The organism is Pseudomonas putida, assembly GCF_003228315.1.
Classification (GTDB): Bacteria; Pseudomonadota; Gammaproteobacteria; order Pseudomonadales; family Pseudomonadaceae; genus Aquipseudomonas; species Aquipseudomonas putida_S.
Map to the genome: position 1 here is coordinate 6,082,707 of NZ_CP029693.1, position 19,529 is coordinate 6,102,235.

Sequence of the window (19,529 nt, forward strand, 5' to 3'; positions counted from 1 at the left end):
CTAAGCCTTAACCCTGCCCTAGATAAAGACGGGAAACATTTCAACGAATTGTCTAGCAGGCCTTGAGTAGCATGCACATGAACAGCTACACCCTCAGTAACCATCCGGTCGTAGGCCTCGATCACCTTCAGGCTGTACGCCGGGCTAATTCACATGGCATATGTATACACCAAAGCCTTAACAGCGTAGGTGCCGCCGTACCTGCCCGCTTTAGCTGTGAGAGGTTCAATTGTGGGATCACCCACTTTTAACTCCGCGACCAAACTTTGAGCTTCATAGCGAGCCCATTGCCCAGGGGCGTAAGTGCTACTAGTCCCGCTCGCATCGTGTACATCATTGTGGCTGTACCGGCCTTCGCTATCCTGGCGGACGGTGATCCCGTCGATTACAACTTCTTGTGTCTGATTGTCAGGCGGATTGCAATTCGATCTTTGACAGAGCTTCCGCCATCGCCTTCAGCGGGCTACGGCTGCCATAGATGCTGAATGTGACCGCACCGTCCTCGTGTCCGGCGATGCGTTTGATCAGCGAGTCCTGCACCCCTGCATCACGTAAATCGTCGATGAGGGTGTGGCGGAAGCTGTGGAACGTTTTCCTAGTGTCAGTAACGCCCCGCTTCTTTTTATACCTACCGAACCATTTTGACGGTGCATGGCCAAGTTTTCCCCGAACGGCCTCCAGTTCTGGGAACAGACTGACGGCTCCAGTAGCTCGCAACGCCTCCACATGTTGCACCAGCCCAAGGTCAATCAGAACCGGGTGCAAGGGGAGAATGCGTCGGCTACTGGAGTTCTTGAGGTTCTGGCCTTGCTGGCTGTCATCGATGCGGATGCATTGGATACCGTGTTGTTCGATGAAATCATCCACACGTAATTGGCAGAGTTCTTCCAGTCGGGCCCCGGTGGCTCGCCCAAGGAACGGCAACCAGTAACGCCATGGGTATTTGTGGGCTTCCTTTTGTAGCGTCTCGTGATTTAACAGGATTTTGAGGTCATGGCGGTCGAAGGAAAGTCGGGCATCCTTGGCTGATCCCGCCATAACCTTCATGCCCAGAAGCGGATTATCTGCGATGTACCCGTTGGACTTGCACCAGTTCAGAAAGGCGGAAAGCTTGCGTAAACGATTGTTCACGGTAACGGCAGTGATGGTTTTGTAAGTGGTGCCAGACTCGATCACCTGTCTCAGGGTCTTGCCCTCGTACTCGGGGCGTAAGCCAAAGTATTGCGGGCAACGGCTCAACCGTTCTTTCAGCAGTCTGGCCTGTTGTGCGTCGAACGCCTCGACGGGCATGTCACCCATCAGCTCGAACAGATCCCGCAGAGCACGTTCCACCTCGAAGGTGCTGACCTCCCGCCAGGTGCCACCACGTTTTCCTTCTTCTATATATAGCCGGGAGAGCGTAGCGAGGGATGGGCCGTCATCGTTCCGTACCAGTGAGTGGACGGACGCCTTTCGTTCAGCAGGTTGGATGATCGGTGAAGGGGCAGAGTCTCGCCACTGCGAACAAAGTCGACGCAGGGTCAGAACATCGGTCATGGGATGTTCAATCAGGTGGATCTGCACATGCTGGGCCAATGAGGCTGCAAGGAATAACGCAGACTGCCGGTCCCGCAGTTTCAGGCAGAGTCGAAGAGTGTGGCGGTTCGGAAATAGATGTTTGGGCAGTCGAAGGTTCAGGTAATAGACCGATTGGCGGCGGACAATGTAGGCCATGAGTGGAACACCAGAGTGGAACAGCGGAGTGGAACAATGCTGACTACACCCCGGAGTCTTGGCCGTCCGTGCAGCGAATTCGCACGGTAGAAATATGGCACCCCAAAAGCCTGAAACCCTTACCCCATAAGGCCCGCAACGATCAGCGAGCATGCTTGCATGCCACCCGGTCAGGCCTGGAAGGGAGCAGCCGCAGCGGTGACATTGTGTGCCGGGGTGTGGCTGGTGGGGTCGCCACCTTAACGCTCAGCAATTCCTCTCTCGCGTTACTTTCCTCAAGTCTTCAATTTTTCTGCCATGGACCTTCTCCATCGCGGTGTTTTGTCGTTTCTGCTCCAGGCATCGATACGACCGTCAATTCCCATTCCGAATCAAGAACTTAACGAAAGCCTGCGGTATCGTCAGGTGGAAGTGGTTTTCGCCTTGTCTTGCAAAATGTTACGCATCTCGTAGAATCGCCGCCCCAAACAGGTCGTTAGTCGCCTGTTCCCGGAAGTTCGAAAAATAATATAAGCCGACAGGGTATTCGCTTGCCGCGGTATGAGAGTCTTTGGACAGCCTTGATGTCCTGATTCCTCGCCGGTTTGCGTCGCCAATGTCAGCGACAGCGAGTCTGACTCATGGATGAGAAGTACCGCAGGGCCGTGGATGCCGCCGCCATTTTTTCCGAGACCGACCTGACCGGCCGGATTACCCACGTCAACGATCAATTCTGCGCAGTCTCTGGCTACAGCCGTGAAGAACTGCTCGGGCAAAACCATCGCCTGCTCAATTCCGGCGTGCATCGGGCGGAGTTTTTCGCCGGGATGTGGCGCACCATCGCTTCGGGCAATGTCTGGAAGGGCGAAATCTGCAACCGCGCGAAGGATGGCAGCCTGTATTGGGTTGAAAGCACCGTGGTGCCCGTTCTCGATAAGGCCACGGGGCGCGTGGAGCGTTACCTGTCGATTCGTTTTGATATCAGTGCCAAGCGCGAGCTGCTGCACACGCTGCAATGGCGAGTGGGGCATGACGTGCTGACCGGTTTGCCCAATCGCGCCTTTCTCTCGGACCTGCTGGACCAGGCGCTGGAGTTCTCCAGACAGGAAAGCACCCCGTTGGCGGTGTGCATGCTCGATCTCGACGGTTTCAAGGCGGTCAACGATGGCTATGGGCATGCCACGGGCGATCTATTGTTGGTGGAAGTTGCCAAACGATTGCGCGGCATCGTGCGCGGTGAAGATGTAGTAGCGCGGCTGGCTGGCGACGAGTTTGTGCTGGTGCTGCGTCACGTACAGGATTTGCCGGAATTGCGTTGTGCGCTGGATCGGGTACTGGAAGCGATTTCTCAGTCTTACTCGTTCAGTGGCAAGGACATCAACGTATTCGCCAGCATCGGTGTCACTCTGTTCCCCCATGACAATGAAGATGCCGAGACCCTGCTGCGCCATGCCGATCAGGCGATGTACGTGGCTAAGCAGAGTGGTCGCAAGCGCTTTCATTTATTCGATGTATCCCGGGACCAGGAGGTCAAGGCGACTCACCAGACCGTAGAACAGGTGCGTCAGGCGCTGGCCGGCGACGAGTTGCGCCTGCACTTTCAGCCCAAGATCAATATGCGCAGCGGCGAAGTCGTCGGGTTCGAGGCGTTGCTGCGCTGGGAACACCCACAGAATGGTACGGTGCCCGCCCGTGAGTTTTTGCCGCTGGTTGAAGAGACCGATCTGATCATCGATATCGGCGACTGGGTGATGAATCAGGTGCTGGAGCAATTGGATCTGTGGCAGCAAGCCGGGCATGACTGGCCGGTGAGCGTGAACATCGCGGCGCGGCATTTTCAGCGTACGGATTTTGTCGAGCGCCTGAAAAGCCTGTTGGCCCGGCACGCGGACGTCGACCCGCAGCGTCTCGATCTGGAAATCGTCGAGGCGGTCGCCATCGAGAATATCCAGCACGTCAGCGATTGCCTGCACGCCTGTCAGGCGCTGGGAGTGCAGTTTTCGCTGGGGGATTTCGGCACGGGATATTCGTCCCTGAGTTACCTCAAGCGGTTGCCGACCCAGGCCATCAAGATCGACAGGTCCTTCGTGCGTGACATCCTGCATGACAGCGGCGACCTGGCCCTGACCACAGCTGTCATCGGCCTGGCCCGGGCGTTCGGTCGACAGGTGATTGCCGAGGGGCTGGAAAGCGTCGAGCACGGCGAAATGCTGCTGCAGTTGGGGTGTGAAGTGGCCCAGGGATATTTCATTGCCCAGCCGATGCCGGCTTCGGCTGTGCCGGACTGGGTGGCGGGATTTGTCGCGCCACCGCAGTGGCGAACGATGGCTAAAACGGCCTGACGCAATTAAGGCTTGCCACCGATGTACAACCTGATGATGTCGTCGATTTCCCCGGACATTTTCATCCGCACCAGCGTGCGCAGTATCCGTTGCACGGGCACTTCGGGGTCATTGCGCACATAACAGCCGACACTTTGTTCCTGCAGTACCGCCACGGCTTGCAGTCGCTGCTCCGGCAGTAACCGCTGGTTGAACCAGTCCAGTGTCCATTGATTGCTGACGGCGTAGTGATTGCGGCCGGCCTGGAGTTTTTCCAGTACCAGTTCCTGATTGCGGGCGTCGTCCCGTTGCAGTTGATTGGCGTCGAACAGCGGTTGCAGGGTCGGATAGCTGTAGCCGAGCACGGTACCGATGGTCTGTCGCGGCAGGCTCGCAGGCAGTACGGAGGTTTGTGGGGCAGGGCGGCTGACCAGCAGATCGGGCTGGGTCCAGAGCGGGATGCTCCAGAGGTAGTCGCCGGACAGGTTGGGCAGCCAGGACTGTGCGACGTAACAGCGGATATTGATTTCGCCCTGTTCCATGGCGTTCTGGATCCGGCCACGCGGCAGTACGTGAAATTCCGCCGGCACGCCAACCTGAGTCGCGAGGCTGAGCATCACGTCGTACAGGATGCCCTGGGTCGGCCGGCCATGTTCCAGCTGCACCATGGGCATCGACCAACTGTCGGGCACCACGAAGCGCAACGGTGCCTCGGCAGCGGTGCCGTTCAGGCTGATCAACAGCAACGCCCCCAGGGCCAGCCGCATAAACGCTCCATTATTTTTTGTACAAAAGCTCCCAGAACGCAGCTTAGCCAGATTAGACGAGCACACCGGATGCAATTTCGGCCTTGCTCCGCTAGCATTAGCCGCTTCTGCTTATTCCGTTGCGATGGTTTTCGATGAGTTATCAGGTTCTTGCACGTAAATGGCGTCCGCGCTCGTTCCGCGAAATGGTCGGCCAGACCCATGTGCTCAAGGCTCTGATCAATGCCTTGGACAGCCAGCGGCTGCACCATGCCTACCTGTTCACCGGTACGCGCGGGGTCGGCAAGACCACGATCGCGCGAATCATCGCCAAATGCCTGAACTGTGAAACAGGTATCACTTCCACGCCTTGTGGCGAGTGTTCGGTATGTCGCGAGATCGACGAAGGTCGCTTCGTCGACCTGATCGAGATCGACGCCGCCAGTCGCACCAAGGTCGAGGACACGCGCGAGCTGCTGGACAATGTGCAATACGCACCGAGCCGTGGGCGCTTCAAGGTCTACCTGATCGACGAAGTGCACATGCTCTCCAGCCATTCTTTCAATGCGCTGCTCAAAACCCTCGAAGAACCGCCACCCTACGTCAAGTTCATCCTGGCGACCACCGACCCGCAGAAACTTCCTGCAACGATTCTCTCGCGGTGCCTGCAGTTCTCCCTGAAAAACATGACACCCGAGCGTGTGGTCGAGCATTTGACCCACGTGCTGGGCGTCGAGAACGTGCCGTTCGAGGACGATGCGCTGTGGCTGCTGGGTCGCGCCGCTGATGGTTCGATGCGCGATGCCATGAGCCTGACCGACCAGGCGATTGCCTTCGGTGAAGGCAAGGTCATGGCCGCTGATGTGCGAGCGATGCTCGGCACCCTGGATCACGGCCAGGTCTATGACGTCCTGCATGCACTGATCGAAGGTGATGCCAAGGCGCTGCTCGAAGCGGTCCGCCACCTGGCAGAACAAGGTCCGGACTGGAACGGGGTTCTCTCGGAAATCCTCAACGTGCTGCACCGTGTCGCCATTGCCCAGGCGCTGCCTGACGGCGTCGACAACGGTCACGGCGATCGTGACCGGGTGCTGGCGCTGGCCCAGGCCCTGCCGGCCGAAGACGTGCAGTTCTACTATCAGATGGGGCTGATCGGCCGCCGCGACCTGCCTCTGGCACCGGATCCGCGGGGTGGCTTCGAAATGGTGCTGCTGCGGATGCTCGCCTTCCGGCCCGCCGACACCGCGGATGCCCCAAGGCAACCGCTAAAGCCAGTGGGGATCAGCCAGGCCACGGTTGATTCCGCGAAATCAGTGGCTGCCACGCCGGTTGCTGCACCGGTAGTCGCTGCGGCAGTTGCACCGGTTGTGGAGCCCCCCGCACCAGAGCCGATTCCAGAGCCCGAACCGGTTGCGCCTGTGGTTGCGCCGCAGCCAGCGGTCGAAGCGGTGGTGGCCGAAGAAGTGATCGACCTGCCGTGGAATGATCCGGTCGAACCCGAGGCTGCTCAGCAGCCTGCCGTGGAACCGCTACTGGAAACCGTCAGCGAACAACCCGAACTGCCACCCGTGATGACGCCGACGCCTGACAGCGTAGTGCCGGACGCACCGGAATGGGCCGCCGCGCCGATCCCGGAGCCAACGGTGGCCGAGGTCGATGCCGCTACGCCGGGCATGGACCTGGATGATGAGCCGCCGCTGGACGAGGATTACATCGAGCCGGACATGGATTCGGCCTACAGCTACCTCGATGACCTGGCCAGCGAGCATACCGCCGAGCCGGCACCGGAGCCTGAACCCGAGCCTGCCGCCGCACCTGCCACCGGCTTGGCCCTGCAATGGCTGGAGTTGTTCCCGAAACTGCCGATTTCCGGCATGACCGGCAGCATCGCCGCCAACTGCACGCTGATCGCCGTGGATGGCGACAATTGGCTGCTGCATCTGGATCCGGCCCACAGCGCACTGTTCAACGCCACGCAGCAGCGTCGCCTGAACGATGCGTTGAACCAATATCACGGGCGTACGCTGACGCTGACCATGGAGCTGATCAAGCCCGAGCAGGAAACCCCGGCCCAGGCGGCCTCTCGCCGACGCGCAGACCGTCAGCGCGAGGCCGAGGAATCGATCCACGGCGATCCGTTCATCCAGCAAATGATGCAGCAGTTCGGTGCGGTGATCCGTAACGATACTATTGAACCTGTCGAAGCCCTGGTCAGTCAGGGCTAATAACTGAAGGCGCCCGGCCAATAGTGCCGGGCGCCGTTTTAAATCCGGTACTTTTGAGGTGATTCCCATGATGAAAGGTGGCATGGCCGGCCTGATGAAGCAGGCGCAGCAAATGCAGGAAAAAATGGCCAAGATGCAGGAAGAGCTGGCCAATGCCGAAGTCACCGGCAAGGCGGGTGGCGATCTGGTATCCGTAGTGATGACCGGTCGTCATGACTTGAAAAAAGTCAGCATCGATCCGAGTCTGCTGCCGGGTCTGGACGAGGACGACCGTGAAGTGGTCGAGGATCTGGTTGCCGCCGCGGTGAACGCCGCCGTGCGCCAGATCGAAGCCAACAGCCAGGAAAAAATGGGCAGCATGACCGCGGGCATGCAACTGCCACCGGGCATGAAACTGCCATTCTGATTCGCCTTTGGGCGTCGGATGAGCTACAAAAAAGTGCCAGGCATTGCGCCTGGCTTTTTTTTGTCTGTTGGATATCTAGTGTCTGTGAGATCGACTTCGCGAGCAGGCTCGCTCCCACAGGGGAATACAATTAACTGTGGGAGCGAGCCTGCTCGCGATGAAGTCGAATCGGTACAGCTGACTAATCATCGAACCCACTATCGCTTCAAAGGTCTGCTCCCTATACCCCGAATTCATCGACCACAGGAGACGCCGCCATGTCCGACCCCATGACCCTCAACCAACGCATCGTCCTCGCCTCGCGCCCGATCGGCGCGCCAACCCCCGAGAATTTCCGCCTTGAACGGGTCGCACTGCCCGAGCTGGCCGAAGGCGAGGTGTTGCTCAAGACCCTTTATCTGTCCCTGGACCCCTACATGCGTGGACGCATGAGCGACGCACCGTCCTACGCCGCCCCAGTGGAAATCGGCGCGGTGATGACCGGTGGCGCGGTCAGTCGGGTCGAGCGTTCGCTCAATCCGAAGTTTCAGGAAGGCGATCTGGTGGTGGGGGCCACGGGTTGGCAAAGCCACAGCATCAATGACGGTCGCAGCATCATGCCGATCCCGTCGACATTGCCTAGCCCCTCCATGGCCCTCGGCATACTGGGCATGCCGGGCATGACCGCCTACATGGGCCTGATGGACATCGGCCAGCCGAAATCCGGCGAAACCCTGGTGGTCGCGGCCGCGTCCGGTGCAGTGGGTTCGGTGGTCGGGCAGGTGGCGAAAATCAAAGGCTTGCGCGTGGTCGGGGTGGCCGGGGGAGCAGACAAATGCCGCTATGTGAAAGAGGAATTGGGCTTTGACGCCTGCATCGATCACAAAAGTGCGGACTTCGCCGGGGAACTGGCGAAAGCCTGCCCCAAAGGCATCGACATCTATTACGAAAACGTCGGCGGCAAGGTGTTCGACGCAGTGGTGCCTCTGCTCAATCCCAAGGCGCGGATTCCGTTGTGCGGCCTGATTGCTTCGTACAACGTCACAGAGGCGCCGAGCGGCCCGGACCGACTGCCGCAGTTGCAGCGCACGCTGCTGACCAAGCGCGTACGGATCCAGGGCTTCATCGTGTTCGATGACTATGGCGACCGTCAGCCGGAATTTGTCAGCGCCATGGCGCCTTGGGTGCGCGACGGCAAAGTCAAGTTCCGCGAAGATGTGGTCGATGGCCTGGAGAACGCACCCCAGGCGTTCATCGGTCTGCTGGAGGGACGCAACTTCGGCAAACTGGTGATCCGGGTTGCCCAGGGCTAATCCCGATAGCCATTTGACGCTAACCAGAGGCGCGGGTATAAACCGCGTCTCGTTGTTTTGTCGGATGTTTCCCCATGAGCTTCAGCCCTTTGATTCGCCAACTGATCGATGCCCTGCGCGTGCTGCCGGGCGTGGGTCAGAAAACCGCCCAGCGTATGGCGTTGCAGTTGCTCGAACGTGATCGCAGTGGCGGCGTGCGACTGGCGCAGGCCATGAGCCAGGCCATGGAAGGGGTCGGGCACTGCCGTTTGTGCCGCACGCTGACCGAGGACGACCTGTGCCCGCAATGCGCCGACACCCGCCGCGACGACACCTTGCTGTGCGTCGTGGAAGGGCCGATGGATGTCTATGCGGTGGAGCAGACCGGCTTTCGCGGTCGCTATTTCGTGCTCAAGGGACACCTGTCACCCCTCGATGGCCTGGGGCCGGAGGCCATTGGTATTCCGCAGTTGATGGCGCGAATCGAGGAAGCGGGGACGTTTACCGAAGTCATTCTCGCCACCAACCCGACCGTCGAAGGCGAAGCCACGGCGCATTACATCGCCCAGTTGCTCAGCAGCAAAGGCCTCGTTGCTTCACGCATCGCCCATGGCGTGCCGCTGGGTGGGGAGCTGGAGCTGGTGGATGGCGGGACGCTGGCGCATTCGTTTGCCGGGCGCAAGCCCATTTCGTTGTAGCGTTTGATCAGACGCCTTCGCGAGCAGGCTCGCTCCCACATTTGATTTGCGACGAACGCCAGACCCTTGTGGGAGCGAGCCTGCTCGCGAAGGACGCGCCTCGATCCATCTGAATCACGCAATCCTGTTGTAAACCAAGCAAGCGCTCGGTTAACGTCGGCGAACCCTTCCCGTGGAGTTCGCCGATGCCTGCCTTTGCCGACTACTTCGACCCCAGCCACCAATTGATCCGCGACAGCGTCCGACGTTTCGTCGAGCGCGAGATTCTTCCGGACATTGACCAGTGGGAAGAGGCTGAAAGCTTCCCCCGCGAGCTTTATCTCAAGGCCGGAGCGGCGGGGATTCTCGGTATCGGTTACCCGGAACGTTTCGGCGGCAGCCATGAAGGCGACCTGTTTGCCAAAGTCGCCGCCAGCGAAGAACTGATGCGATGCGGCTCAGGCGGCCTGGTCGCAGGGCTCGGGTCGCTGGATATCGGCCTGCCGCCGATTCTCAAGTGGGCCAGGCCCGAAGTCCGGGACCGGGTCGTACCGCAAGTGTTGTCAGGCGAGAGGATCAGCGCCCTGGCCGTCACCGAACCCGGTGGCGGTTCCGATGTGGCAAATCTGCAAACCCGCGCCGTGCGCGACGGTGATGTTTATCGGGTCAACGGCAGCAAGACCTTCATTACCAGCGGCGTGCGCGCGGACTTTTATACAGTTGCGGTGCGCACCGGCGAGCCGGGTTTCGCCGGCATCAGCCTGTTGTTGATCGAGAAGGGCACGCCTGGCTTCACCGTGGGCCGGCAACTGAAAAAGATGGGCTGGTGGGCATCGGACACCGCCGAACTGTTCTTCGACGATTGCAGGGTACCTGTGGGCAATCTGATTGGTAGTGAAAACATGGGATTCGCCTGCATCATGGGCAATTTCCAGAGCGAGCGCCTGGCGCTGGCCCTGATGGCCAACATGACCGCGCAGCTTGCGCTGGAGGAAAGCCTGAAGTGGGCGCGTGAGCGAGAGGCCTTCGGCAAACCCATCGGCAAATTCCAGGTGATCAAGCACCGACTCGCGGAAATGGCCACGGCGGTCGAGGTTTCAAGGGAGTTCACTTACCGGCAGGCGGCGAAGATGGCCGCAGGGCAGAGTGTGATCAAGGAGATTTCCATGGCCAAGAATGTCGCCACCGACACCGCCGACCGGGTGACCTTCGACGCCGTGCAGATCCTCGGCGGCCTGGGTTACATGCGCGAGAGCCTGGTGGAGCGGCTGTATCGGGATAACCGGATTTTGTCGATTGGCGGGGGGACGCGGGAAGTGATGAACGAGATCATCAGCAAGCAGATGGGGCTCTGAGATTTACGGTGTTGCGGCTGACGCTATCGCTGGCAAGCCAGCTCCCACAGTGATTGATGTGAGGCACAAATCCTGTGCACACCACGAACCCTGTGGGAGCTGGCTTGCCAGCGATGGCGTCAGTACAGACGCTATTTACTTCTCGGAAAGGGAAAACTGCGTCAGGCAAAACGCAGGAATGCCCATCTCGACCAAACGCTGCGACCCACCCAGCTCCGGCAAATCAATGATCGCCGCCGCTTCATGAACCCGGGCGCCCATGCGGCGAATCAGGTTCGCCGCAGCAATCAGGGTACCGCCGGTAGCGATCAGGTCATCGAACATCACCACCGAGTCGCCCTCGCACAGGCTGTCGGCATGAACTTCCAGGAAAGCTTCGCCGTATTCGGTCGCGTAACCTTCGGCCAGCACGTCGGCGGGCAATTTGCCTTGCTTGCGGAACAGCACCAGCGGTTTGTTCAACTGATAGGCCAGCACCGAGCCAATCAGGAAACCACGGGCATCCATGGCGCCGATGTGGGTGAAATCGGCCTCGACATAACGCTGGGCAAAGCTGTCCATCACCACGCGCATGGCGGTCGGCGACTGAAACAGTGGAGTGATGTCACGGAAAATCACGCCCGGCTTGGGAAAGTCGATCACAGGGCGGATAAGGGTTTTGATGTCGAAGGAGTCGAGGGCCATCGTGGGGTGTCCTGGCAGGGCTGCAAACGGCGCATTATAACGGCGGCTGAACCGTTTCGCTCAGCCGCAAATCGGCGGGATCAACCTTCGACCGAACCACCGGCCAGGGCGCACAGCTGGATCGGGTCGAGAATGCGGATCTCCTTGCCTTCGGCGGCGATCAGTTCGTTCTGCTGGAAGCGCGTGAACACCCGCGACACGGTTTCCACCGCCAGGCCCAGGTAGTTGCCGATTTCGTTGCGCGACATGCTCAGGCGGAACTGGTTGGCGGAGAAACCCCGGGCACGGAAACGTGCCGACAGGTTGACCAGGAAAGTGGCGATGCGCTCGTCGGCGGTCTTTTTCGACAGCAGCAACATCATCTGTTGATCGTCGCGGATCTCGCGGCTCATCACCCGCATCAGCTGGCGACGCAGCTGCGGCAGTTGCAGGGCCAGTTCGTCCAGGCGTTCGAAGGGGATTTCACAGACCGAGGTGGTTTCCAATGCCTGTGCCGACACCGGATGCTTTTCGGTGTCCATGCCCGAGAGGCCCACCAATTCACTTGGCAGGTGGAAGCCGGTGAGTTGTTCTTCGCCGGCATCGCTCAGGTTGAAGGTTTTCAGCGCGCCGGAACGCACGGCGTAAACGGAATCGAAGGTGTCACCCTGGCGGAACAGAAACTCGCCTTTTTTCAGTGGACGGCCACGCTTGACGATTTCGTCCAGTGCATCCATGTCTTCCAGATTCAGCGACAGTGGCAGACACAGCGGGGCCAGGCTGCAGTCCTTGCAGTGAGCCTGATTGTGAGTGCGCAGTTTTACTGGCTCGGACATTTCTTCAATCCTTGTGGGAAAACACACATAGGCTGTAAGGGTAACTCAGCGCATGACATCGAGGCCAGCGGGTGGCGGATTTGTCGCAGGTCGTCAGATCACCCGGGAAAAGCGTTGTTGGTTGTGCTGTTGCAAGTAGCCATCGAACACCATGCATACCGAACGCACCAACAGACGTCCCGCAGGCAACACGTTGATTCCTTCGCGGTCCAGTTCGATCAACCCATCCTTGGCCATTTGCTGCAATTGCGGCCAAAGTTCGCCGAAATAGCCCTGGAAATCGATATTGAAGGCCTGTTCGACCTCGGCGAAGTCCAGGCTGAAATGGCAGATCAGTTGTTGGATCACGGCACGGCGAAGCCGGTCGTCGGCGTCGCACACCAGGCCACGGCTGGTGGCCAGTTGCGCTGAGGCCAGGCTGCTCTGGTATTGGGTCAGGTCGCTGCTGTTCTGGCAGTACAGATCGCCGATCTGGCTGATCGCCGACACTCCCAGGCCGATCAAATCGCAATGACCGTGGGTGGTGTAACCCTGGAAGTTGCGTTGCAGGGTCGATTCTTCCTGGGCAATCGCCAGTTCATCATCAGGCAGGGCGAAGTGATCCATGCCGATGTAGCGGTAGCCGGCAGCGGTCAACTGATCAATGGTGCGCTGCAGCATTTCCAGTTTCTGCGCGGGCGTCGGCAGATCATTGCTGTTGATCCGCCGTTGCGGCATGAACCGCTCCGGCAGGTGGGCGTAGTTGAACACCGAGAGACGGTCCGGTTGCAGGTTGATGACTTCTTCGACGGTGCGGGCGAAGTTGTCCGGGGTCTGTTTCGGCAAGCCGTAGATCAGGTCGATGTTGATCGAGCGGAACTGCAGAGTGCGGGCCGCGTCGATCACCGCGCGGGTTTGCTCCAGGGTTTGCAGGCGATTGACCGCGCGCTGTACCGCCGGGTCGAGGTCTTGCAGGCCGATGCTGACGCGGTTGAAGCCCAGCTCGCGCAACAGTCCCATGGTCGACCAGTCGGCTTCTCGGGGGTCGATTTCGATGCCGTAGTCACCGGAATCGTCGGCGAGCAAATTGAAGTGCTCGCGCAGGTGCGCCATTAGCTGGCGCAATTCGTCATGGCTGAGGAAGGTTGGTGTGCCGCCGCCGAAGTGCAGTTGCTCGACCTTTTGCGCCGGGTCCAGATGGCAGGCGATGAGCTGGATTTCCTGTTCCAGGCGCTGCAGGTAGGGCAGGGCGCGGCCACGATCCTTGGTGATGACTTTGTTGCAGGCGCAGTAGTAGCAAATGTTCGCGCAGAACGGCACGTGCACATACAGCGACAAGGGCCGCAGGGCCTTGCGACTGTCGCGCAGGGCGTGAAACAGATCGAAGCTGGTGACCTGGGCGTTGAATTGCATGGCGGTCGGATAGGAGGTGTAGCGCGGTCCCGCCAGGTCATAACGGCGGATCAGATCGGTGTCCCAACGAATGGCGTCGAGCAGCATGCGGGCATCCCCCGGAATGGGCTGGCGGTGCTGGCCAGTCTAGGGGGCGGGGCGCTTGGGGATCTTGATTTGCATCAAGGTCAGGGTCTGTGTTGTTTGTTCTGGCCTCTTCGCGAGCAGGAGAACGCATTTCAACTGTGGGAGCGAGCCTGCTCGCGAAGAGTGCGCCGCCGATCTAATGCCCCATCAACCAATGCTGATGCGGCCCAGGCAAGGTCCAAATGCCAAACAGCATGACCAGCAACCCGCCGGTCATGCGCACGCTTCGCTTGCGCAACAACGCCGTCACCCGCTCCGCCGCCAGCCCCGTGGCGAGCAGCACCGGCCAGGTGCCGAGGCCAAACGCGAGCATCAGCAGGGCGCTATCCAGCGCATTGCCCTGGCTGGCCGACCACAGCAAAGTGCTATAGACCAGTCCGCACGGTAGCCAGCCCCAGAGCGCACCCAGCAGCAATGCACGAGGGACGCTGGACACCGGCAACAGTTTGTTCGCAACGGGCTGGATATGCCGCCACAGCCCGCGGCCGAGGCTTTCGATGCGCGTCAGCCCACTCCACCAGCCCGCCAGGTACAAGCCCATGGCAATCAGCAACAGTCCGGCTAGCACGCGCATGAACATCGCCGCCGGGCTGCTGGCCACCGCCCAGCCGGCCAGGCCAATCAGCAGGCCGGCAGTGGCATAGCTGAGAATGCGTCCGAGGTTGTAGGCCAGCAGCAGGCGAAAGCGACGGCTGCGCTGCTCCTTGGGAATCGCCAGGGTCAGCGCGCCCATCAGGCCGCCGCACATCCCCAGGCAATGACCGCCACCGAGCAGACCGAGAATCACCGCAGACACCAGCAAGGGCGCCAATTCAAGCATGGGGCGGTGCCTTGTCGTCGGGTTTGGTTGGCTGGCCGCTGGCCTCGTCGACGGCTGCGGTGTGGTTCGGGTCCTGATCGTCGAACAGGATGCTGTGGGCCGGGCCATCGAGGTCGTCGTACTGACCGCTGTCGACCGCCCAGAAGAAAATGTAGACAGCGATGGCCACGATCAGCAGGGCGGCGGGGATCATCACGTAAAGAGCTGGCATCTGGACTCCATGCCCGCGCGGCTCAGGCCGGCAGCGGGCGGGTTTCTGGCGTGGCGCTGGCAGCCGGCGCACTCGGCAGGCGAGTCAGGCGCAGGGCATTGAGCACCACGGTCAACGAACTGATGGACATGCCTACCGCCGCCCACACCGGGGTGATCCAGCCGAGGGCGGCGAACGGCAACATGAGGCCATTGTACAGCCCGGCCCACAGCAGATTCTCGATGATGACCCGACGGGTGCGCCGGGCCAGGCTGAATGCTTGCACGAGGGCGTCGAGACGATTGGACAGTAGCACCGCATCAGCGCTGGTTTTCGCCAGATCGGTGGCCGAGCCCATGGCGACACTGATGTCTGCAGCGGCCAGCACCGGCACGTCGTTGACCCCGTCCCCGAGCATCAACACCTTGCGCCCCTGCTGGTGCAGTTGCTGCAAAACCTGCAACTTGTCATCCGGGCGCAAACCGCCCCGGGCTTCGTCGATGCCCAGTTCGGCGGCGACGCTGGCGACCATCGGCGAACTGTCTCCGGACAGCAGCAAGGTCCGCCAGCCGCGCGCCTTGCACGTTGCCAGCAGGGCCGGAGCGTCGTCACGCAAACGGTCGTCGAGCACGAACCAGGCCAGTGGCCCCCGTTGATCACCCATCAGCAGCCATTGCCCGGCCTCATCCGGCATCGAGGGTTCGGCGGCACCACTGAGTTCGCAGACAAAACCGGGCTGGCCGATACGCAGGCGCTGCTCGCCCACCCGTCCTTCAAGGCCCAGGCCGGGAGAACTGTGCACCTCTTCGGCGGCCAGTGGCGCGCGACCGAAGGCACGGGCGATGGGGTGCTCGGAGCGATTCTCCAGGGCGGCGGCCAGGCTCAGGCATTGATCGCGATCGAGGGTGCCGAGGGGGCGGATCGAACGCAAGGCCAGTCGCCCTTCGGTCAGGGTGCCGGTCTTGTCGAAAATCACCGTATCGATCTGGTTCAGGCCTTCCAGCACATGACCCCGGGTCAGCAGTAAACCGAGTTTGTGCAGGGTGCCGGTGGCGGCGGTGAGGGCGGTCGGCGTTGCCAGGGACAGGGCGCAGGGGCAGGTGGCGACCAGCATGGCCAGGACAATCCAGAACGCTCGCGCCGAATCGAGCTGCCACCACAGCAGGCCGATACAGGCCGAGGCGATCAGTGTCAGCAACAGGAACCATTGCGAGGCACGGTCGGCGATTTCCGCCAGTCGGGGTTTTTCCGCCTGGGCGCGATCCAGCAGGCGGACGATGGCCGACAGTCGAGTTTCCTGGCCGAGCGCTTGGACCTGCACGGTCAGTGCGCCTTCGACATTCAGGGTTCCGGCGGTGACGGCATCGCCTGGCGTGCGCGGTTGCGGCAGGTATTCGCCAGTCAGCAGCGACTCATCGATGCTGGATTGGCCATCGAGAATCCTGCCATCTGCCGGAAGGATCGCCCCGGGGTGCACCAGCACCTGATCGCCTACTTTCAGTTCGCTCAGCAAAATGCGCTCACTCTGGCCGTCGCCATTCAGGCGCAGGCAAGAGGCTGGCAGCAAGTTGACAAGTTGAGCGGTGGCGGCGGCGGTGCGTTCCCGGGCGCGGCGTTCAAGGTAACGCCCGGCCAGCAGGAACAGTGCAAACATGCCAACCGCGTCGAAGTACAGTTCGCCGACGCCGGTAATCGAGGTCCAGATCCCGGCGATGTAGGCACTGCCAATGGCCAGCGATACGGAAACGTCCATGGTCAGGTGGCGGGTGCGCAGGTCGCGCATGGCGCCCTTGAAGAATGGCGCGCAGCTGTAGAACACGATCGGGGTGGTGAGGAACATCGCCACCCAGCGCAGAATCGCGTGCAGCTCGGGGCTGAGGTCGATGTTGAATTCCGGCCAGGTGGCCATGGTCGCCATCATCGCCTGGAACCACAGCAGGCCGGCGACCCCGAGTTGGCGCAGGGCCAGGCGATTTTCGCTGGCCAATTGCTCGCTGGCGCGGTCGGCCTGGTAAGGGTGGGCGGCGTAGCCGATGTGGCGCAACTCGCCAAGTAGCTGGCTGAGCGGCAACTGCACGTCGGCCCAGCGTACGTGCAAGCGATGGTTCGACAGGTTCAACCGTGCTTCCGCCACCCCGGGCATGGCACGCAGGTGTTTCTCGATCAACCAGCCACAGGCGGCGCAGCTGATGCCTTCCATCAGCAGTGTGGTTTCCGCCAACTCGCCGTCATGGCGGACAAAGGGTTGCTGCACTTCGGCGCGGTCGTACAGCGCCAGTTCATCGACCAATTGCACGGGCAGCGCTTCGGGGTTGGCCGAGGCTTCGCTGCGATGCTGGTAATAGGTTTCCAGTCCACCGGCCACAATCGCTTCGGCCACCGCCTGGCAACCCGGGCAGCAGAATTCGCGGGTCTGCCCAAGGACCGCCGCGGTGAAACGGCCGCCGGCAGGGACGGGCAGGGCGCAGTGGTAGCAGGGGGTTGGGGTGGTCATGTGGCTTTCACGAGGCATGGTCCAATGATCGTTCCCACGCTCTGCGTGGGAATGCCTCCCCGGGCGCTCCGCGTCCGCTTCGGCTGGGACGCAGAGCGTCCCCGGCTGCGTTCCCACGCGGAGCGTGGGAACGATCAGGGGTGTTATTTTTTCAGGTCTTCGGCGCCTTGTAGCGGTTCATCACCGAGCAACAGGTCCTTTTCATGGTCGACCGATTCTTCCTCGAACAAGCGCCATATATGGTCGTCCTGCGTACCCAGCAATTCGACAAAGCGCCGACCTTCAACCTTGTCGCTCAACTGGCCAAGGTAGCGACCCTGTTCGGTTTCGCTGCGGGTCAGGACGATCTTGCGGTCCTTCTCCGGCTGGGTCGGCGAGATCAGGTTCAGTTCCAGGGTCTTGGGCTGGCTGTTGCCGCTCAGGCGCAGGTCGACTTCACCGGTGACATCGTCCAGGTGCACGCTGGCGCGCATCAGCAGGGTCTGCGCCAGCAATTCGCGGTCCAGGGAGCGGTTGATGCCTTTACCGGCCTCGTAATAGTTGTCGTTGACCAGGTTGTCCGGGTTATTCACCGCAATGGTCACCATGGACAGGGTCAGGGTCACCGAACAGGCCAGAATCCCGATGATGATCCATGGCCAAAGGTGCTTGTACCACGGGCTTGCGGCGTTTGCTGCGGGCATGTTCGGTTCTCTCAACGATTTTGTGGGCCGATGAATCGGCTCTTGGCTTCAACGTGAATGCTGGCGTCATCGGCGTCCTTGAGGATGAATTTCACCTCGTTGGTGCTTGATGGCAGGTGTTCCGGGGCAACGGACAATTCGGCCGGCTGGCTGACGATATCACCGGCCGCCACCTTGATCTCGCGGCGGCCTTGCAGCTTGAGGTCCGGCAGGCCGGTGGCTTCAAGCACATAGGTGTGGTCGCGCTGATCCTTGTTCATGATCTTCAGGCTGTAGACGTTTTCGATCCGGCCTTCGGCGTTCTCGCGGTACAGCACGCGGTCCTTGCTGACATCGAAGCCCACCAGCGAACGCATGAAAAACGCGGTGACCAGCAAGCTGATCATGGCCAGCAGCACCACGGCATAGCCGATCAGGCGCGGACGCAGTTTGTGGGTTTTCTGCCCGGACAGGTTGTGTTCGGTGGTGTAGCTAATCAGGCCGCGCGGGTACTCCATCTTGTCCATGATGGCGTCGCAGGCATCGATGCAGGCGGCGCAACCGATGCACTCGATTTGCAGGCCGTCGCGGATGTCGATGCCGGTCGGGCAGACCTGGACGCACATGGTGCAATCGATGCAGTCGCCCAGCCCCTGGGCCTTGTAGTCGATGCCTTTCTTGCGCGGGCCACGGCCTTCGCCACGACGCGGATCGTAGGAGACGATCAGGGTGTCCTTGTCGAACATCACGCTCTGGAAGCGCGCATAGGGGCACATGTAGATGCACACCTGCTCACGCAGCCAGCCGGCGTTCCCATAGGTGGCGAGGGTGAAGAAACCGACCCAGAAATACGACCAGCCATCGGCCTCGCCGGTGAAGAAGTCGATGACCAGTTCACGAATCGGCGAGAAGTAGCCGACGAAGGTCATGCCAGTCACGAAGCCGATCAGCAGCCACATCGCGTGCTTGCTGAACTTGCGCAGGAATTTGTTGGCGCTCATCGGCGCCTTGTCGAGCTTGATCCGTTGGTTGCGGTCGCCTTCGGTGACCTTTTCACACCACATGAAGATCCAGGTCCAGACGCTCTGCGGGCAGGTGTAACCGCACCAGACCCGACCGGCGTACACCGTGATGAAGAACAGGCCGAACGCGGCGATGATCAGCATGCCCGACAACAGGATGAAGTCCTGCGGCCAGAAGGTTGCGCCGAAGATGAAGAATTTACGCTCCGGCAGGTTCCACCAGACGGCTTGATGCCCGCCCCAGTTCAGCCACACCGTGCCGAAATACAGCAGAAACAAAAAGGCACCGCCTGCCATCCGCAGGTTGCGGAACAGGCCGGTGAAGGCGCGGGTGTAGATTTTTTCCCGGGAGGCGTAGAGGTCGACGCTGTTGTTCCCGTTTTTGGCAGGCGGAGTAACGTCGTGTACCGGAATCTGGTTGCTCATCGGTTGCATCCCACGGCAGTGGAAAAATGCCTCGGTCAGTACGTGCCAACCGCGGTCAAAAGGGGTGTCGCAGTGGCGCAATGATACGCCTGTCGCTCTAGCTCAAGGGTGCGACCTTTGGTCACGTTGGTGGAAATCAAATGACCGTGTAATGACCTGTATCAATTGACTTGTGAATTATGGCCGGTTTTGCGCGGGTCAGGGT

Annotated in this window: 17 protein-coding genes; 6 read left to right on the plus strand and 11 right to left on the minus strand. The window is 60.7% G+C overall.

The annotated features are described in order from the left end of the window. Positions 1-149: 149 nt before the first annotated feature. Together DKY63_RS33195 and DKY63_RS28425 are read right to left on the minus strand one after the other, a co-directional pair. Positions 150-386, minus strand: coding sequence for a KilA-N domain-containing protein (locus DKY63_RS33195; protein WP_110967165.1), 237 nt, complete (start codon positions 384-386; stop codon positions 150-152). Positions 387-408: 22 nt separating this feature from the next. Beyond that, entirely contained in the window at positions 409-1,713 is a 1,305-nt protein-coding gene (locus DKY63_RS28425) for a site-specific integrase (protein ID WP_110967166.1), read from the minus strand. A gap of 620 nt (positions 1,714-2,333) precedes the next feature. Between DKY63_RS28425 and DKY63_RS28430 the strand changes: the two genes are divergently transcribed. Continuing rightward, the gene (locus DKY63_RS28430) at positions 2,334-4,034 is read left to right on the plus strand and encodes a putative bifunctional diguanylate cyclase/phosphodiesterase (RefSeq protein WP_110967167.1); all 1,701 of its coding nucleotides are present in this window, start codon (positions 2,334-2,336) and stop codon (positions 4,032-4,034) included. A gap of 5 nt (positions 4,035-4,039) precedes the next feature. Here DKY63_RS28430 and DKY63_RS28435 read toward each other — a convergent pair whose 3' ends face one another. After that, positions 4,040-4,780 carry a substrate-binding periplasmic protein gene (locus DKY63_RS28435; protein WP_110967168.1) on the minus strand — a complete coding sequence of 247 codons (741 nt, stop codon included), beginning with the start codon at positions 4,778-4,780 and terminating at the stop codon, positions 4,040-4,042. A 134-nt stretch (positions 4,781-4,914) separates the two neighbouring features. On the opposite strand from DKY63_RS28435, the gene dnaX reads away from it, so the two are divergent. From dnaX to DKY63_RS28460, 5 genes are all read left to right on the plus strand, one after another. Next, a complete protein-coding gene (gene dnaX / locus DKY63_RS28440) occupies positions 4,915-6,984 on the plus strand; it encodes a DNA polymerase III subunit gamma/tau (protein WP_110967169.1) in 2,070 nt (689 codons plus the stop codon). A 67-nt stretch (positions 6,985-7,051) separates the two neighbouring features. Beyond that, positions 7,052-7,390: a YbaB/EbfC family nucleoid-associated protein gene (locus DKY63_RS28445; protein ID WP_110967170.1), complete on the plus strand. Its 339-nt coding sequence runs from the start codon at positions 7,052-7,054 to the stop codon at positions 7,388-7,390. Positions 7,391-7,647: 257 nt separating this feature from the next. After that, entirely contained in the window at positions 7,648-8,682 is a 1,035-nt protein-coding gene (locus DKY63_RS28450; protein WP_110967171.1) for an NADP-dependent oxidoreductase, read from the plus strand. Between the two features lie 74 nt (positions 8,683-8,756). Beyond that, a complete protein-coding gene (gene recR, locus DKY63_RS28455; protein ID WP_110967172.1) occupies positions 8,757-9,359 on the plus strand; it encodes a recombination mediator RecR in 603 nt (200 codons plus the stop codon). 185 nt (positions 9,360-9,544) lie between these two features. After that, entirely contained in the window at positions 9,545-10,693 is a 1,149-nt protein-coding gene (locus DKY63_RS28460; RefSeq protein ID WP_110967173.1) for an acyl-CoA dehydrogenase family protein, read from the plus strand. Positions 10,694-10,828: 135 nt separating this feature from the next. Here the strand turns inward: DKY63_RS28460 and DKY63_RS28465 are convergent, their stop codons facing one another. The 8 genes from DKY63_RS28465 to ccoG all read right to left on the minus strand — a co-directional run bounded on the left by DKY63_RS28465 (position 10,829) and on the right by ccoG (position 19,324). Beyond that, positions 10,829-11,377, minus strand: coding sequence for an adenine phosphoribosyltransferase (locus DKY63_RS28465; RefSeq protein ID WP_110967174.1), 549 nt, complete (start codon positions 11,375-11,377; stop codon positions 10,829-10,831). Positions 11,378-11,457: 80 nt separating this feature from the next. Continuing rightward, positions 11,458-12,192, minus strand: coding sequence for a fumarate/nitrate reduction transcriptional regulator Fnr (fnr, locus tag DKY63_RS28470; protein WP_110967175.1), 735 nt, complete (start codon positions 12,190-12,192; stop codon positions 11,458-11,460). Between the two features lie 93 nt (positions 12,193-12,285). Continuing rightward, positions 12,286-13,668 carry an oxygen-independent coproporphyrinogen III oxidase gene (gene hemN, locus DKY63_RS28475; RefSeq protein WP_110968000.1) on the minus strand — a complete coding sequence of 461 codons (1,383 nt, stop codon included), beginning with the start codon at positions 13,666-13,668 and terminating at the stop codon, positions 12,286-12,288. A gap of 178 nt (positions 13,669-13,846) precedes the next feature. Further along, positions 13,847-14,530 (minus strand): sulfite exporter TauE/SafE family protein, encoded by a 684-nt coding sequence (locus DKY63_RS28480; RefSeq protein ID WP_110967176.1) that lies wholly within the window; start codon positions 14,528-14,530, stop codon positions 13,847-13,849. Further along, the gene (gene ccoS / locus DKY63_RS28485; protein WP_110967177.1) at positions 14,523-14,741 is read right to left on the minus strand and encodes a cbb3-type cytochrome oxidase assembly protein CcoS; all 219 of its coding nucleotides are present in this window, start codon (positions 14,739-14,741) and stop codon (positions 14,523-14,525) included. Before ccoS ends, DKY63_RS28480 begins: the two co-directional genes overlap by 8 nt. Before the next feature lie 22 nt (positions 14,742-14,763). Further along, entirely contained in the window at positions 14,764-17,214 is a 2,451-nt protein-coding gene (locus DKY63_RS28490) for a heavy metal translocating P-type ATPase (RefSeq protein WP_110968001.1), read from the minus strand. Positions 17,215-17,357: 143 nt separating this feature from the next. Further along, the gene (locus DKY63_RS28495) at positions 17,358-17,897 is read right to left on the minus strand and encodes a FixH family protein (RefSeq protein ID WP_110967178.1); all 540 of its coding nucleotides are present in this window, start codon (positions 17,895-17,897) and stop codon (positions 17,358-17,360) included. Between the two features lie 11 nt (positions 17,898-17,908). After that, positions 17,909-19,324 carry a cytochrome c oxidase accessory protein CcoG gene (gene ccoG / locus DKY63_RS28500; RefSeq protein WP_110967179.1) on the minus strand — a complete coding sequence of 472 codons (1,416 nt, stop codon included), beginning with the start codon at positions 19,322-19,324 and terminating at the stop codon, positions 17,909-17,911. Positions 19,325-19,529 lie beyond the last annotated feature (205 nt).